The sequence below is a fragment of the Georgenia satyanarayanai genome, from assembly GCF_009193135.1.
GTDB lineage: Bacteria > Actinomycetota > Actinomycetes > Actinomycetales > Actinomycetaceae > Oceanitalea > Oceanitalea satyanarayanai.
Window position 1 is genome coordinate 45,019 of the sequence record NZ_VUKC01000014.1, and the last position, 14,590, is coordinate 59,608.

The 14,590-nt window shown below is 75.7% G+C and carries 12 protein-coding genes; 8 read left to right on the plus strand and 4 right to left on the minus strand.

Going from position 1 to position 14,590, the window contains the following annotated elements:
• The first annotated feature begins 8 nt into the window (after positions 1-8).
• Positions 9-1,607 (plus strand): ThuA domain-containing protein, encoded by a 1,599-nt coding sequence (locus tag GD632_RS13080; protein ID WP_193311482.1) that lies wholly within the window; start codon positions 9-11, stop codon positions 1,605-1,607.
• A 64-nt stretch (positions 1,608-1,671) separates the two neighbouring features.
• The gene (locus GD632_RS13085; RefSeq protein WP_152192659.1) at positions 1,672-2,829 is read left to right on the plus strand and encodes a COG1470 family protein; all 1,158 of its coding nucleotides are present in this window, start codon (positions 1,672-1,674) and stop codon (positions 2,827-2,829) included.
• Here GD632_RS13085 and GD632_RS13090 read toward each other — a convergent pair.
• Together GD632_RS13090 and GD632_RS13095 are read right to left on the minus strand one after the other, a co-directional pair.
• Positions 2,822-3,613 carry a glycosyltransferase family 2 protein gene (locus GD632_RS13090; protein ID WP_226924865.1) on the minus strand — a complete coding sequence of 264 codons (792 nt, stop codon included), beginning with the start codon at positions 3,611-3,613 and terminating at the stop codon, positions 2,822-2,824. The genes GD632_RS13085 and GD632_RS13090 overlap by 8 nt on opposite strands.
• On the minus strand, positions 3,607-4,446 hold the full coding sequence (locus GD632_RS13095) for a TIGR03089 family protein (protein ID WP_152192660.1): 840 nt from the start codon (positions 4,444-4,446) through the stop codon (positions 3,607-3,609). Before GD632_RS13095 ends, GD632_RS13090 begins: the two co-directional genes overlap by 7 nt.
• Positions 4,447-4,644: 198 nt before the next feature.
• On the opposite strand from GD632_RS13095, the gene GD632_RS13100 reads away from it, so the two are divergent.
• The 4 genes from GD632_RS13100 (at position 4,645) to GD632_RS13115 (ending at position 11,160) form a co-directional block, all read left to right on the plus strand.
• Positions 4,645-5,811: an AI-2E family transporter gene (locus GD632_RS13100; RefSeq protein WP_152192661.1), complete on the plus strand. Its 1,167-nt coding sequence runs from the start codon at positions 4,645-4,647 to the stop codon at positions 5,809-5,811.
• Positions 5,812-5,953: 142 nt separating this feature from the next.
• Positions 5,954-6,271 (plus strand): WhiB family transcriptional regulator, encoded by a 318-nt coding sequence (locus tag GD632_RS13105; RefSeq protein ID WP_152192699.1) that lies wholly within the window; start codon positions 5,954-5,956, stop codon positions 6,269-6,271.
• A gap of 6 nt (positions 6,272-6,277) precedes the next feature.
• Entirely contained in the window at positions 6,278-9,598 is a 3,321-nt protein-coding gene (locus tag GD632_RS13110; RefSeq protein ID WP_152192662.1) for a glycosyltransferase, read from the plus strand.
• Entirely contained in the window at positions 9,595-11,160 is a 1,566-nt protein-coding gene (locus GD632_RS13115; protein ID WP_152192663.1) for a DUF5719 family protein, read from the plus strand. The genes GD632_RS13110 and GD632_RS13115 overlap by 4 nt, the downstream gene beginning before the upstream one ends.
• A gap of 6 nt (positions 11,161-11,166) precedes the next feature.
• On the opposite strand, the gene GD632_RS13120 is transcribed toward GD632_RS13115, so the two are convergent.
• Positions 11,167-11,595, minus strand: a complete 429-nt coding sequence (locus GD632_RS13120; RefSeq protein WP_152192664.1) for a metallopeptidase family protein — start codon at positions 11,593-11,595, stop codon at positions 11,167-11,169.
• A 77-nt stretch (positions 11,596-11,672) separates the two neighbouring features.
• Here GD632_RS13120 and GD632_RS13125 point away from each other — a divergent pair, with 77 nt between their 5' ends.
• Both GD632_RS13125 and GD632_RS13130 read left to right on the plus strand, forming a co-directional pair.
• Complete coding sequence (locus GD632_RS13125) at positions 11,673-12,074, plus strand: DUF3499 domain-containing protein (RefSeq protein WP_152192665.1); 402 nt, start codon at positions 11,673-11,675, stop codon at positions 12,072-12,074.
• 56 nt (positions 12,075-12,130) lie between these two features.
• Complete coding sequence (locus GD632_RS13130) at positions 12,131-12,334, plus strand: Trm112 family protein (RefSeq protein ID WP_152192666.1); 204 nt, start codon at positions 12,131-12,133, stop codon at positions 12,332-12,334.
• A gap of 15 nt (positions 12,335-12,349) precedes the next feature.
• Here GD632_RS13130 and GD632_RS13135 read toward each other — a convergent pair whose 3' ends face one another.
• Positions 12,350-14,428 (minus strand): acyltransferase family protein, encoded by a 2,079-nt coding sequence (locus GD632_RS13135; RefSeq protein ID WP_152192667.1) that lies wholly within the window; start codon positions 14,426-14,428, stop codon positions 12,350-12,352.
• Between the last annotated feature and the right edge of the window lie 162 nt (positions 14,429-14,590).

The following is a 14,590-nucleotide window of genomic DNA, read 5'->3' on the forward strand; positions in this document are numbered from 1 at the left end:
GGCCTGCAATGAAGCAGCATGTCTCACGAGTACGAGCGGCGGCCCTCACCGCTGCGATCGCCCTGGGAGCAGGTGCCGTCGCTCCCGCCGCGATGGCCGACACCGCGGCGCCCGACGACGACTACCAGGTGCTGGTGGTCGGCAAGACCCTCGGGTTCCGCCACTCCCACATCGTCCCCACGACCAACGCCCTCATCGCGCTCGGTGAGGAGCACGGCTTCGACGTCGACGTCTGGGACCCCGCCCAGCCGACGCTCACCCTCGGGTCGACGCCCTTCACCTCGGCCGAGGACCTGTCGAAGTACTCCGCGATCATCTTCAACTCCCCGGTCGACGGCACGAACAACATGGACCCCAACCGCCCGCGGCTGCTCGACGACTCCGAGGTCGCCGCCTTCCAGGGGTACATCCGCAGCGGCGGCGGCTACGTCGGCCTCCACGCCGCGACCGACACCCTGCACACCGTGCCCTGGTACAGCCAGCTCACCGGTGGCGGCGCGCGCTTCCGCAACCACCCGCAGCAGCAGCAGGCGACGATGCGCGTGGAGAACCCCACGCACCCCTCGACGGCCGGTCTGCCCGTCGAGTGGTCCCGCTTCGACGAGTGGTACAACTACACCGTCAACCCCCGCCCGGACGTCCACGTCCTCATGACGCTGGACGAGTCCACCTACAACCCCGGCAACGGGCGGATGGGTGAGGACCACCCGATCGCGTGGTGCCAGAACTTCGAGGGTGGCCGCTCCTGGTACACCGGGGCGGGCCACACCGACCAGTCGTGGCAGGACCCGCTGTGGCTCGGCCACGTGCTGTCCGGCATCGAGTGGGCGGCCGGCCTCGTCTCCGGCGGCGGCGACTGCGTGACCTTCCCCGAGGTGGAGCGGATCATCGCCGCCGACACCGCCGGGGACGCCGGTGCCAAGGCGGCAGTCTCCGCGCTGCTCGCATCCGCCAAGGGTGCGGCGGCCGCGGGTGACCACGACGGCGCGCTCGCCTCGCTCCTCCAGGCCCGCACCCGGGCCGCGGACGCCGGCGTGGCCGGTCTCGAGGGCAAGGTCGCCGACCTCATCGTCTGGCAGCGTGCGCTGTCCGACAGCGGCGGTCCCAGCGACGCCGACGGCATCCCGGTCGACGTCTCGATCGTCGACAAGCCGGGCTCCCTCACGCTCACCGTCGGTGACTACGGCGACGGCGTCAAGCTCACGCCCGCGGGGGAGCGCCCCGACCGCTGGCGCTACACCGGCGACCTGCCGACGCTCACCGTGACCGACGCGCGCAACGCCGAGCAGGCCGCGGGCGGCGGGTGGGCCGCCTCCGGTCAGTCGACGGACTTCGTGTCCGACTCCGACGTCATCGGGGCCGAGTACCTCGGCTGGGTGCCGCGTGTGCTCAGCCCGCGTGACGGCGTCAGTGCCGGCCCGGCCGCGGCCACCGCGATCGACGGCGGCACCGGCCTGTCGACCCCGTCGCTGCTGGCGGCCGCCACGAACGAGGGCCGTCGCGGCACCGCCGAGCTCGACGCCCGGCTCGTCCTCGACGCCCCGGTCGGGTCCGCCGAGGGTGACTACAGCGCGCGGGTGACCGTCTCGCTGTTCCCGGTCGACTGACCTCCCGCAGGCGGGCGGGGCCGACCGCCCCGCCCGCCTGCACCCCACTCCGAGACTCCCGAGGATGACCGTGCTCCGTCTTCTCCGGTCCCTGGCCACCGGCGCGCTCGTCGTCGGCGCCGCCGCCCTGCCCGCCTCGGCCGCCCTCCCCGCGGCGACGCAGTCCGACGACGCGGCGGCCGGGACGACCTGGGCCCTCGAGCCCGCGGACGAGGCCGGGGCGGACGGCCGCGTGTCCCTGCGCCACGAGCTCGAGGACGGGACGTCCGTCTCGGACTTCGTCGTCCTGACGAACTTCAGTGTGCACGAGGCCACCTTCGCGGTCTACGCGAGCGACGGCCTCGTCGACGACGACGGGAACTTCGACCTCCTGCCCTCCGAGGCGGCCCCGGTCGACGGCGGGTCGTGGGTCGAGATCGGCGAGGTCGACGGTGCGACGCCGCGCGACGGCGGCGGCATCGTCGTCGAGGCGCCCGCGTCGTCGAGCACCGTGGTCCCGCTCGAGATCGCCGTCCCCGCCGGGGCGACCCCCGGCGACCACCCGGCGGGCGTCGTCGCCGAGCTCGTCCAGGGCGGGGACACCGCCCTGCAGATGAGCTCCCGGGTCGGCGTCCGCCTCCACCTCCGCGTCGCCGGGGAGGTCCTCGCTCAGGTGACCCCCGACGTCGTCGCGAGCTACTCCCCGTCGTGGAACCCCTTCGCCCCCGGCACGGTCACCGTCGACTACACGCTGGAGAACACCGGCAACATCCGGGTCGGGGCCGACGTCGACGCCTCGGTCACCGGCCCCTTCGGCGTCGGCGGCGCCGAGGCCTCCGCCGAGCACCGCGAGGTGCTGCCCGGGCAGAGCACCGTCGGGAGCGCGACCGTCGAGGTGTGGCCGCTGTTCCTCGGCCGTGGCGAGGTCGTCGCAACCCCCCTCGCGGTCGGTGAGGACGAGGTGCCGGCCGCCCTCCTGCCGACGACGACGGGGTTCCGGGTGTGGACGGTGCCGTGGTCCCAGCTCGTCCTGCTCGTGCTCCTCGTCGCCGCGCCGCTCCTCGTCGTCCGGGCGCGCCGTCGCTCGGCGGCACGCGTCCAGGCGCGCATCGACGCCGCCGTCGCCGCGGCCGCCGCGGGCGATGACCCGCAGGGCTCCGCGGCCGGGAGCGCTGACGGTGAGGCGCCTGCCGGTGACGCGCCGGACGTCGCCTCCGAGGGCGACACCGTCACCGCTAGATGAGGTACTTCAGGCCTGCCCGCACCGCGTAGTTCCCGAAGGCCCACAGGGCCCGGGGCAGCGGCAGCGCCTCGACGTGGCGGTAGATGTGCCAGTTGTACCGCGCCGCGACGAGCTTGTTCGCCGACAGGGAGCCGGTGCGGCCGGCCCGGTAGAGCGCGAGCGGCTCGTCCAGCCCGCGGGCGACGTGCCCGTCCCGCAGGATCGCGAGCATGAGCGCGTAGTCCTGCCGGCGCTCGATCGAGGGCAGCAGGCGCTTGCCCAGCACCCGGGTGTCGTAGACGGCGGTGAGGAAGCCGATGTAGTCCTGGCGGAGCAGGTGGCGGTACTCCAGCCGCAGCGGGGCGCGCACGACGCGCCCGTTCGGCTCGAAGCCCACCGCCTCACCGGAGAAGTCCGCGTCCACCTTGTAGTACGCGCTGTAGACGAGGGGGGCGCCGGACACCTCGAGGAGGGCGAGCTGCCGCTCGAGCTTCGTGGGCAGCCACAGGTCGTCGCTGTCGAGGAAGGCGATGTAGCGGCCACGAGCCGCGCCGATGCCCACGTTGCGCGTCGGTCCCGCCCCACCCGGCCCGTCGTTGCGCAGCACCCGCACGCGGGGGTCGGCGGCCGCGGCCCGCTCGGCGACGGCGTGGGAGCTGTCGCGCGAGGAGTCGTCGACGACGAGGAGCTCCCACTCCTGGACGGTCTGCGCCTGGACGGAGCGGATCCCCGCGCCGACGAAGGCCGCGGCGTCGTGCATCGGCATGATGACCGAGACGAGCGGCGGCGTCTCCGGGCTCAGCACCGCACGGCGGCGCGCTCGGCGGCCTGGATCGCGTCGAAACGGCTCGAGTCGACGTCCTCGCCGAGGAGCACGAGGGAACCACCGGCGCGCCAGGCGGCGACGGCGTGCGCCAGCATCTCGACGTGGTCGCGGGGCGCGCACAGGACGCGCGGGCGCTCCTCGTCGCGGTGGCAGGCGGGAGTCTGCTCGCGGCACCACTCGGCCAGCTCGCCGTAGGGCACCGGACCACCGGTGGAGCCGGCGATCTCGGGACCGGAGAGCGCGGCGTCGTCGGCGCCCGGCTCCTGGACGTGACCGAGGTGGTCCCCGTAGGTCATGAGCGCGGCCGCGGCGTCGAGCGCACCGGCGGGGATCGGCTCCTCGACGTGCATGGCGAGGGCCGGCAGGGCGACGACGAGCACGAGGCCGGCGCTCGGTGCGCCCGAGGGCTCGGAGGTCACCGCGATGTCCGGCTCCTCGGACGTCTCGTCCGGCACGAAGACCGACTCGTCGTCGTCCGCGTCGTCGTCCTCGTCGAGGTCGGCGTACTCGGGCTCACCGTCGGCGCCGTCGGCCTCGTCCTCCTCGGCGGGGAGCACGAGCTCACCGCCGGCGCACCACGTCGCCAACGCCCACACGAGCGCGCGCCAGTGCACGGGGACGTCGAGGAGCACCCGCGAGCCGGGCTCCACCTCGCCCTCCTCCACGAGGAGGTTGGTGGCCTTGGTGACCCAGTTCGCCAGGACACGGCCGGACAGCTCGACACGCTCGTCCGCGGGGCCGTACCAGGTGAGGCGGGGCTGGTTGGGCTCGTCCCCGGTGAGGAGGTCGAGCACCTTCGTCGCGATGCTCATGACCTGAGCCTAGTCCGTGGCGTGCGTGCAGTGGGAGCGCCGGCCGGCGACCGCGAGGGCCACGGAGGGGCGCGCTCCTGCCGGCGTCGTTACGCTGTGCCAACCTTGGTCGGTGGCCGGGTGGCGCACAGCGCGGGGGCTCTCGCCCACCGCGGGGTGCCCCGTGGCCGCCGGCACGACGCACGGGAGGGCCTGTCCATGAGTCCACTGAGCCGACGTTCGCGGCCCGCCGCGCCCGCCGCCGAGACCGTCGAGCCCGCGGCGGAGCCCCAGCCGGCCGAGCGGGGCGCCTCGGGGCTGTGGACCGACGGGCTCGGCCGTGTCGGCACGCGGTCACTGCAGGTGCTGGCCGTGACCGCGGTCCTCGCCGTCCTCGTCTTCGTCCTCACCCGACTCACCCTCGTCGTCATCCCGGTGCTCATCGCCCTCGTCCTCGCATCGGCGATCTCACCGCTCGTCTCGTGGCTGCGCCGCAAGGGCGTGCCGTCCATGGTCGCGACGTGGATCTCCCTGCTGACGATCGTCGCGCTGCTGGCCGCGGTCGTGTGGATGGTCACCCGCGCCGTCGCCAGCCAGTGGGACGAGCTGCGCGAGCAGGCGCTCGAGGGCTTCGCCGAGCTCCAGGCCTACCTCCAGGACCTCCCGTTCGACATCACCGAGGAGCAGATCGCCTCGGTCCAGGAGTCCGCGGCGAACCTGCTGCAGTCCGACGCGGTCGGCTCCGGCGCGATCGCGGGTGCGTCCCAGACGGTCGACTTCGTCGCCGGCTTCTTCATCATGATCGTCGTGCTGTTCTTCTTCCTCAAGGACGGCCCGAAGATCTGGGAGTTCCTCCTGCGCCCCTTCGAGGGGCACCGCTACCGCCGGGGTCAGCGGGTGGGGGAGATGACGGTCCGCACGCTCGGCGGCTACGTCCGGGGGACGGCAATCATCGCGGCCGTGGACGCGGTCGCCATCGGCATCGGTCTGGCGATCGTCGGGGTGCCGCTGGTGATCCCGCTGGCCGTGCTCGTCTTCCTGCTCGCGTTCATCCCGCTGGTCGGCGCGACCCTCGCCGGCATCCTCGCGGCCCTCGTCGCGCTCGTGGCCGTCGGGCCGGTCGAGGCGCTCATCGTGGTGGCGATCGTCATCGTCGTCAACCAGCTCGAGGGCGACTTCCTCCAGCCCGTCGTCATGGGTCGGGCCCTGCGCCTGCACCCGCTGGTCATCCTCATCGCGCTGACCGCCGGCACCGTGCTCGCCGGCATCACCGGTGCGGTGCTCGCCGTCCCGATCACGGCCTCGATCTGGCGCTCGATCCAGGTGTGGGACGGGCCCGACCTCCCCGCGCGCTTCGCGCGGAAGAAGCGGGACGAGTCGGTCTGACGCCCGCCCGGTGAGGCGCGTGGGACCCGTGGGACGCGGGGCGACGTGAACAAGCCCTCATAGCACCGGTGCGCTTGACGGAACGGGTATGACACGCGTGTAATTCACCCAGGGCAAGCGTTGGTCGACGATGGGAAGAGCAGTGTGGAACATTCTCGGTGATGGTCCGCTGAGCACCGGAGTCGCAGCGGACACCGCGCAGCAGGGTCTGTACGCGCTCGACGACGTCGCGGACGAGGGACTCCTCGGGTGGCAGGAGCGTGCGCTGTGCGCGCAGACCGACCCCGAGGCCTTCTTCCCGGAGAAGGGCGGGTCCACCCGCGAGGCGAAGCGTGTGTGCACCTCGTGCGACGTCCGCGCCGAGTGCCTGGAGTACGCCCTCGCCAACGACGAGCGCTTCGGCATCTGGGGCGGCCTCTCCGAGCGGGAGCGTCGCAAGCTCAAGCGCCGGGCTGTCTGATGCTTGATGTCGGCCGCTGACGCCGGCGCCGCCACGACCCTCGCGGTCGTGGTGAGCCCCGGCGTCTCGCCGTACCTGCCGCGGACGCTGCGGGGGCTGGCGGAGCAGACACGCCCCGTCGGGACCGTCCTCGTCGTCGACACCAGCGCCCCCGGGCGCGAGGTGGGCACCGGCGTCCCGGTCCACGAGGCGATCGACGCCGCGGGCCTGCGTGAGGTCTCCGCCGTGCGGGTGCTCCAGGTCCCCGCCCCGCGGACCTTCGGCGCGGCCGTGCGGGCCGCGCTCGCCGAGCACGCCGGCGAGGAGGCGCCCTGGCTGTGGCTGCTCCACGACGACTCCGCACCCGAGCCCCGTGCCCACGCCGAGCTCCTCCGTGCGGGGGAGTCGGGTCCCTCGGTCGCGGTCGCGGGCCCCAAGCAGCGCGACTGGGCACGCCCCGACCTCCTCCTCGAGGCGGGCGTCCGCGCGACGTCCACCGGCCGGCGCGTGCCGGACATCGAGAACGGCGAGATCGACCAGGGGCAGCACGACGCCCGCGAGGACGTCCTCGCCGTCGGGACCGCCGGTGCCCTCGTCCGGCGGACGTTCTGGGACGAGCTCGGCGGGCCGGACCCCGCCCTCGGCCCCTTCGGCGACGGCCTGGACCTGTCCCAACGCGCCTGGCTCGCCGGGCACCGTGTCGTCGTCGTCCCGGGCGCCGTCGTCCACCACGCCCGGGCCTCCTTCCAGGGCCTGCGCGACCTCTCCTCCGCGCGGCCGGACCCGCAGACCGTGCCGGACCCGCGCCGCTCCTTCGCCGCCCGACGCCGCTCCCAGCTCTTCCTGTGGCTCACCTCGACCCCGTGGTACTGGGTGCCGCTCGTCGTCCTGGCCATCCTCGCGCTCGCGCCGGTGCGGGCGCTGTGGCGCGTGGCGACCAAGGAGATCGGGCTCGTGAGCGCCGAGATGCGTGCCGCGGCCGAGGTGCTGGCCCGTCCGGCGGCCGTGTGGCGCGCCCGGCGCCGCCACCGGGCCACGCGCCGGGTGCCGCTGCGCTACCTGCGCCCGCTGCGCGCCTCCTGGCGCGACGTCGCGCGCGCCAAGCGCGACGAGCGTCGGTCCCAGGCGGCGGGCCGTTCCCACCGCGTCGCCCCGAGCGAGCTGGAGATCCGCGAGCGCGCCGCCCTCGCCCGACGGCGTCGCGGGACCCTGTCCCTCGTGCTCCTCGGCCTCGCCGCCGTCGCGCTCGTCGCCCTCGGCCCGCTGCTCACCGCGGGGGCGCTGCGCGGAGGTGCGCTCGCCCCGCTCGACGCCGCCGCACGGGAGCTGTGGCGGACCGCCACCTCGGGCTGGGTGCCCGCGGGCCTCGGTCACGCCGGCCCTGCCGACCCGCTGCTCGCCGTCCTCGCCGTCGCCGCGCTCCCGCTGGCCGGTGCGAGCGGCAGCGTCCTCACGACGGCGCTGCTCGTCCTCGCCGTGCCGGTCGCCGGCCTGGGCGCCTGGTTCGCCGCCGGCGCCGCCACCCGCTCGGTGCTCCTGCGCGCGTGGGCCGCTGTCGTGTGGGCGCTGGCCCCGGCGCTGCTCGTGGGCCTGGGCCAGGGCCGGCTCGGCGCCGTCCTCGCCCACCTCGCCCTGCCCTGGGCCGCCCTGGGCGTCGCCCGGGCGGTGGGCGTGCACCGCCGCGACGTCATCCTCTCCGGGCTCGTCGACGCCCGGCGGGCGGACGACGACGAGCCCGCGCAGCTCCCGGCCGCGGCTGCCCCGGCGGCCCCCGCGCCCACCGCCGCCGGCTCCATCGCCGCGGCAGCCGGCGGTGGCCTGGCGCTCGCCGTCGCGTGCGCGGGCGCGCCGGTGCTCCTGCCGGCGGCGGTGGTCGTCCTCGTCCTCCTCGCGCTCGTCGTACCGCGCCGACGGCGTCTCCTCGCGCTCATCGCCCTGCCCGCGCTCCTCCTCCTCGGCCCGCTGCTGACCGCGGCGCTCGACACCCTGCCCGAGGGCGGCTGGCGCGTGCTCGTCGCCGACCCCGGGGTGCCGCTCGCGTCCGACCCGGGAGCCGCCTGGCTCGCGGCCCTCGGCTGGCCCGTCGCCCTGCCCGGGCTGGCCGGTCTCGACGGGCCCTGGCTCACCGTCGTCGCGCTGGCCGGCGGCGCCGCCGCGGCCTTCGCCGCGGTCCTCGCGCTGCTGCGCGGCTCGGGTCGCGCGCGGGCCGTCCGCGCCGGCTGGGTCGCCGTCGTCGTCGGGCTGGTGACTGCGCTGCTCTCCACGCGCACGCCGGTGGCCGTCGGCCGCGACCTCGCCGGCGAGGCGCAGGTCGTCCACGGCTGGGCCGGGGCCGGGACCTCGCTCGCGCTCCTCGGGCTGCTCGTCGCGACGACGGCCGGCGGCGACGGGCTGCGGGAGTGGCTCACCGCACGCAGCTTCGGCTGGCGCCAGCTCTCCGCGGGCGTCGTCACCGCCGTCATGGTGCTCGGCCCGCTCGCGACCGCGGGCGCGTGGCTCGCCACGGTCGTCGACCAGCGCGTCGAGGAGGGGACCCTCCTCGCCCTCGAGGGGCGCGACGCACCGCCGGTCCCGGCCCTCGCCCGCGAGATCCAGACGAGCCCCGACCGCTCACGCGTGCTCGCGCTGCATGCCGAGGGCGAGACCGTCCGGCCCGAGGTGTGGCGCCACAACGGCCCCCAGCTGGGCGAGACCTCGACGGTGGTCGCGGCGCGGGGGCTCACGGCCGACGGCACCCCCGGCGAGCCCGACGACGCCACCGCCGAGCTGCACGGGCTCGTCGCCGAGCTCGCCACCGGGACGGCGGACGCGGCGGGCGAGCAGCTCGGCGACCTCGCCGTCGGCGTCGTGCTCGTCCCGCCCAGCGCGGACGCCACGACCACCCGCCAGGACCTCGTCGCGCGCCTCGACGCGACCGCCGGGCTGGAGCGGGTGACGGAGAACGCCTCCGGTGCCATCTGGCGCACGTCCCGGTCCGCGGGGACCGCCGGCGCGGCGCAGTCGGTGGGCCGTGCCCGGGTCGTGTCCGCGGCGGGGGACGTCCTCGCCACCCTCCCCGCGCGCCCGGTCGGCGCGAGCGGACGGGTCGACGCGGGGGAGGAGGGTCGTCTCCTCGTCCTCGCCGAACGGGCCGACACCGCCTGGCGGGCGACCTACAACGGCAGGTCGCTGCGTGCGACGACGGACGGGTGGAGGCAGGCCTTCGAGCTGCCCGCCCACACCGGCCGCCTCGAGATCACCTACGAGCCGGCGTGGCTCATGCCGTGGCGCGTCGCCCAGGCGGTGGGCCTGGGGCTCGTCGTGCTGCTCGCGGTGCCCGTGCGCCGCCGGCGGGAGGAGACGACATGAGCGACCCCACCAACCGCCGGGTCCTGCGCCGGGTGACCACCGCCGTCTCCGGGGCCGTCCTGCTCGCCGCGGCCGCCGGTGTCGCGCTCGCGGGCGAGACGGTGCCCGTGGACGCCGTCGCGGTCGCCGACGTCGTCGTGCCCGTGGAGGCCGCCACCCTCGTCCAGGTCTGCCCCGGGCCGCCGCGGCTCGCCACCGCCGTCGCCGGTGAGGACCTCGGCTACGACGAGTTTGACCCGGAGGGCTCGGGCACGCGCACGGTGCTCGACGCCGTCACGCTCGCCCGCAGCGACGACCAGCCGCCCGGCGCCCTCAGGGTGCGGCCGGGCCTCGATGCCCCGGCCGGGGAGGAGGTGCCTCTCGCGGCCGCCGCCCGCGTGGCGCAGCGCACCGACGTCGGCGAGACGACCGTCCTGGAGGCGGACCCGGTGCAGGACGTCGTCGCGCTCGCCGCGGGCACCAGCGTGGCCGTGACCGAGTCCGGCGACCTGCGAGGCCTGGTGGCGACGTCGTGCCAGGTCCCCGCCACGTCCGCGTGGCTCGTCGGCGGGTCCACCCAGCCCGGCGACTCCGCCCAGCTCGTCCTGTCGAACGTCGGGCAGACCCCGGCGAGCGTCACGCTCGCCGGGTGGGGCAGCACCGGCGCCCTCGACCTGTCCACCGCCGGGACGGTCCTCGTCCCGGCCGGCGGTCAGCGCATCGTCCTGCTCGAGGCCCTGGCCACCGACCCGAGGGTCGCGGTCCACGTCGCCGCGACCGGCGGTGAGGTGACCGCGCTCGTCCAGGACAGCCGGCTGCGGGGTCTCGTCCCCGGTGGGACCGACCTCGTCGCCCCCGCCGTCGCCCCCGCCGAGAGCGTCGTCGTCCCCGGGATCTTCCTCGGCCGCAGCTCGGGCGAGGAGGCCGACGCCCCCGCCGTGCGCGTCGTCAACCCCGGCGAGGAGACGGCGACCGTCACCCTCGAGCTCCTCGGGACCGAAGGGCCCGAGCCCGTGCCCGGTGCCGAGGACCTCGTGCTCGACCCCGGCGCCGTCGTCGACGTCTCCCTCACCGGGATCCCCGTGGGGGCGTGGTCGGCGGTCGTGAGCGCCGACCGTCCCGTCACCGCTGCCGCCGTGACGACGACCGTCGGCAGCGCGAGCGAGGAGGACCCCGGCACCGCGCCGCTGGACCGGGCCTGGGCGCCGGCGAGCCCCGCCCTCGGCTCCGGCGTCGCCACGGTGCCCGGGGACGCCGTCTCCTCCGCGCTGCTCGTCCTGGCCAACCCGGACGCGGACGCGGTCGACGTCGAGCTCGTCCCCGTGCTGCGTGACGGCACCCGCGGCACACCGGTGGACCGTACGCTCGACGCGCGCACGACCCTCCAGGAGGACGTGACGGCCCTCGCCGACGGGGAGGTGGCCGCGCTGGAGGTGCGGGCGGCCGGCGGCACCGTGCACGGTGGGCTCATGCTCTCGGCGGCCGCCCCCGACGGCAGCCTCATGTCCTTCGTGCCGCTCGTCGAGGACGCCCGGACGGCCACCGCCGTCCCGCTCGCCCCTGCCCCGCGCACGCTCGGCTGAGGCGGCTCAGAGGTCGTCGGGGTCGCGGCCCAGGAGGTGGGCCACCTGCTCCCGGACGACCTCCTCGACGAGCGCGTGGAGCTCGGTGGTGTCCTCGCAGCGGGACTGGATGGGCCGGCGGTAGAGGACGACCCGGTCGGTGAGGCCGGCGGCCGGGTCGGCCGGGAAGTACCGGCCCAGGGCGACGGCGTCCTGCTCCCACGGGCTGGGGTCAGACGGCGGCACCTCCTCGACGCCGAACTCGACCGCCGACAGCTGGCGCGACCAGCGCTTCTCCAACCGCTCGACGGCAGCGAGCACGGCGTCGTCGAACTCCTCGCTGCGGGTGCGCCACCCCGGGAGGGTCGGCGGCAGCAGGGGGCCGCGCAGCCCGCGGCCACGGCGGTCTCGCCGGCGCGCGAGGCGCCGGGACGGGATCACGAGGTCGTCGGGCACCCCCCGATGCTACGGCCCTGGGGCGGCTCCGGCGTGGCCGTGCCGGTGGTGTCCGCGCGACGTTGTACCGTCGGGGCGTGAGACCTTCCCGCCACTGCACGCGCGCTGCCTGCGGCCGTCCCGCCGTGGCGACCCTCACCTACGTGTACGCCGACTCCACCGCCGTCCTCGGCCCGCTCGCCACCCAGTCCGAGCCGCACTCCTACGACCTGTGCGAGGAGCACGCGCACCGGCTCACCGCCCCGCGCGGCTGGGAGGTCGTCCGGCTCGCCACCGAGTTCGTGCCGGCCCCGCCCAGTGCCGACGACATCGAGGCGCTGGCCGACGCCGTGCGGGAGGCCTCCCGGACCCCTCCCGGGCCCTCGGTGCCTGCCACCCGCCCCGGCACCGTCACCCCGGCACCGGTCACCCACCGCCTGCCCGAGCCCGAGCTCGGACGCCGCGGCCATCTCCGGGTGCTGCCCGGCGAGGCCGACTGACCCCGGCGACTACGCTGGAGGCCTGCGCACCGGGCGCAGGGAGACGGAGCGACGTGATGAGTGCGAGCGAGCAGCCGGCGACGATCGAGCCCTGGGTGCGGGACATCCTGCGCTGCCCCGTCACGGGTGCCGAGCTCGTCGAGGGCACCGCTCCGGACGGCACGCCCGAGCTGCGCTCCACCGACCCGCAGCGTCCGCTGGCCTACCCGGTCCGCGAGGGCGTGCCCGTGCTCCTCGCCGAGGAGGCCCGCGAGCTCTGACCCGGCGCTCGCGGCTCAGCGGACGAGCGGTGCCAGGGCCTCCTCCAGGTGGGGGGCCAGCGTGCGGACGTACGTCGCCGTGAGGTGGTGCGAGTCGCTGTGGGTGAGCACCCCGCCGACCACCGGCACGCAGTCCTCACGCGGGCAGACGAACTCGTTGAGGTCGACGACGTCGACCTCGGGGACGAGGGCCGCCCCCGCTCGGAGCATCGGCGTCCCCGAGCGCGCGACTGCGCTGTCCCGGTCGAGCGCGCAGGCGCTGAGGTCGTCCTGGTGCTGGGCGACGCACTCCGGGGCGTTGACGACGAGGCGTGGGGTGTCGAGTATGGCGACGACGTCGACGCCGGACTCCTCCAGCGCACGCCAGTTGGCGGCGCTGCCCTCCGCGAGCCCGGGCACGGACTCCTCCCGGCTCAGCGGAGCACCGTCCCCGGGCAGCTGGTAGGTCCCGTTGGCACTGACGACGACGACGTCGGGCTGCTGGTCGACGAGGCGTGCGCGGACGTCCGCCTGCCAGGCGTGGCAGCTGTCGTACGGCTGGTCGGAGCTGCTGTCCCACGTGAGCACGTCGGCGAAGATGCAGCTCGACTTCGTGTAGGTCTCCAGGCGCCAGCCGTTCTGCTCGGCGAGCACGTCGAGGGCGGGCTGCCAGTGCGCGGCGTGGGAGTCGCCGACGAGCGCGACCACGGTGTCGGAGTCCGGGTCGCCGTAGGTGCAGCTGGCGACCTCGGCACTGCGCTGGTCCTGGTGGCAGCCGTCGGCGTACATGTCGGCGACGTCCTCGGGGGCGTCGGCGAGCGCGGGCGTGATCGAGGCGACGCTGTCCACCGGCTCGCCGGCGTCCGCGGCGGCCGGGTCGTCGCCGAGAACCGCGGCACCGGGGGCGGGACCGTCCGTGACGCTCGCACGGTTCGTCGCCACGGTGAGCGCCCCGGCACCGGCCAGGCCCACGGCCACGCACACGAGGCCGAGCACAGCCGCCCGCCACGGCACGGCGAAGCGGGGAGAGCGGTGGAAGGGGCGCTCGACCAGCCGGTAGGTGAGCCAGGCCGGGACCACCGAGGCCGCGACGACGAGCAGGCCCGTGATGACGGGAAGCGTGCCGTCGCTGCCCCACACCGCCGTCGCGACGACGAGCAGCGGCCAGTGCCACAGGTACAGCGAGTAGGACCAGGCGCCCACGTGCTGCATGGGCGCGGCGGTCAGCGGCCCGAGCTCACCGCGTCCGTCGCCGCTGCCCGCGAGGAGGACGGCGGCGGCACCGAGGGTGGGGACGAGGGCGGCCGCGCCGGGGAACGTCGTGGCGGCGTCGAAGGTGAGGGCGGCGTAGCCGATCGCGGCCAGGCCGGCCCAGCCGAGGACGGTCCTGGCCGGGCGGGAGAGCCGGTCGGCGTGGACCACGAGGACGGCGAGGACGGCTCCGACGGCCATCTCCCACAGCCGCGTCGTGGTGACGAAGTACGCGGCGCCGGGGTCCGCCGTCGTCAGGTGCACCGACCAGAGGAAGGAGGGGACGGCGATGACGAGGAGGCCGAGCAGGAGGCGGCGGGAGGCGCTGCCGCGGCGCCAGCGCCAGAACAGCGCGACGATGAGCAGCGGCCACACGATGTAGAACTGCTCCTCGACGGCGAGGGACCAGAAGTGCTGGAGCGGGCTGGCGGCCGACTCCGCGGCGAGGTAGTCGACCGAGCGGTCCGCCAGGCGCCAGTTGACGAGGTACACCGAGCTGGCGGCGATGTCGCCCGCGATGTCACGCCAGCGCGTCACCGGGAGGAACAGCAGCGTGAGAGCCGCGACCGTGACGAAGACGACGGCGGTCGCGGGCAGCAGCCGCTTGGCGCGGCGCGCGTAGAAACGGCTCAGGCTGAGCCGCCCGGTGCGCTCCACCTCACGGACGATGAGGCCGGTGATGAGGAAGCCGGAGATCACGAAGAAGACGTCCACCCCGACGAACCCGCCGGGCAGGACGGGCACCCCCGCGTGGTAAAGCAGGACGAGCGCCACTGCCACGGCGCGCAGGCCCTGGACGTCACCGCGGAAGCGGGTCGCGGGGGAGGACGCGGGGGCCGCGACGGGTGTCGTGGCTGCGGTCATGCGAAAGCCTCTCCGTCCTGCTCGACCTGCCGGGCGAGTCCCGCCGGGTGCCACCCGGCGCCCACGGCCTCCCAACTGTACGTCGTGCGGGACGCAGCTGCCCCGGCATGACGGCGGCCCCGCCGCCCGGGTGGGGCAGCGGGGCCGTCGCGGGGCACCGGG

Coding starts and splice junctions, on each gene's coding strand:
- GD632_RS13080 (WP_193311482.1), top strand. CDS start 9: ATGAAGCAGCATGTCTCACGAGTACGAGCGGCGGCCCTCACCGCTGCG.
- GD632_RS13085 (WP_152192659.1), top strand. CDS start 1,672: ATGACCGTGCTCCGTCTTCTCCGGTCCCTGGCCACCGGCGCGCTCGTC.
- GD632_RS13095 (WP_152192660.1), bottom strand. CDS start 4,446: ATGAGCATCGCGACGAAGGTGCTCGACCTCCTCACCGGGGACGAGCCC.
- GD632_RS13100 (WP_152192661.1), top strand. CDS start 4,645: ATGAGTCCACTGAGCCGACGTTCGCGGCCCGCCGCGCCCGCCGCCGAG.
- GD632_RS13110 (WP_152192662.1), top strand. CDS start 6,278: ATGTCGGCCGCTGACGCCGGCGCCGCCACGACCCTCGCGGTCGTGGTG.
- GD632_RS13115 (WP_152192663.1), top strand. CDS start 9,595: ATGAGCGACCCCACCAACCGCCGGGTCCTGCGCCGGGTGACCACCGCC.
- GD632_RS13130 (WP_152192666.1), top strand. CDS start 12,131: ATGAGTGCGAGCGAGCAGCCGGCGACGATCGAGCCCTGGGTGCGGGAC.
- GD632_RS13135 (WP_152192667.1), bottom strand. CDS start 14,428: ATGACCGCAGCCACGACACCCGTCGCGGCCCCCGCGTCCTCCCCCGCG.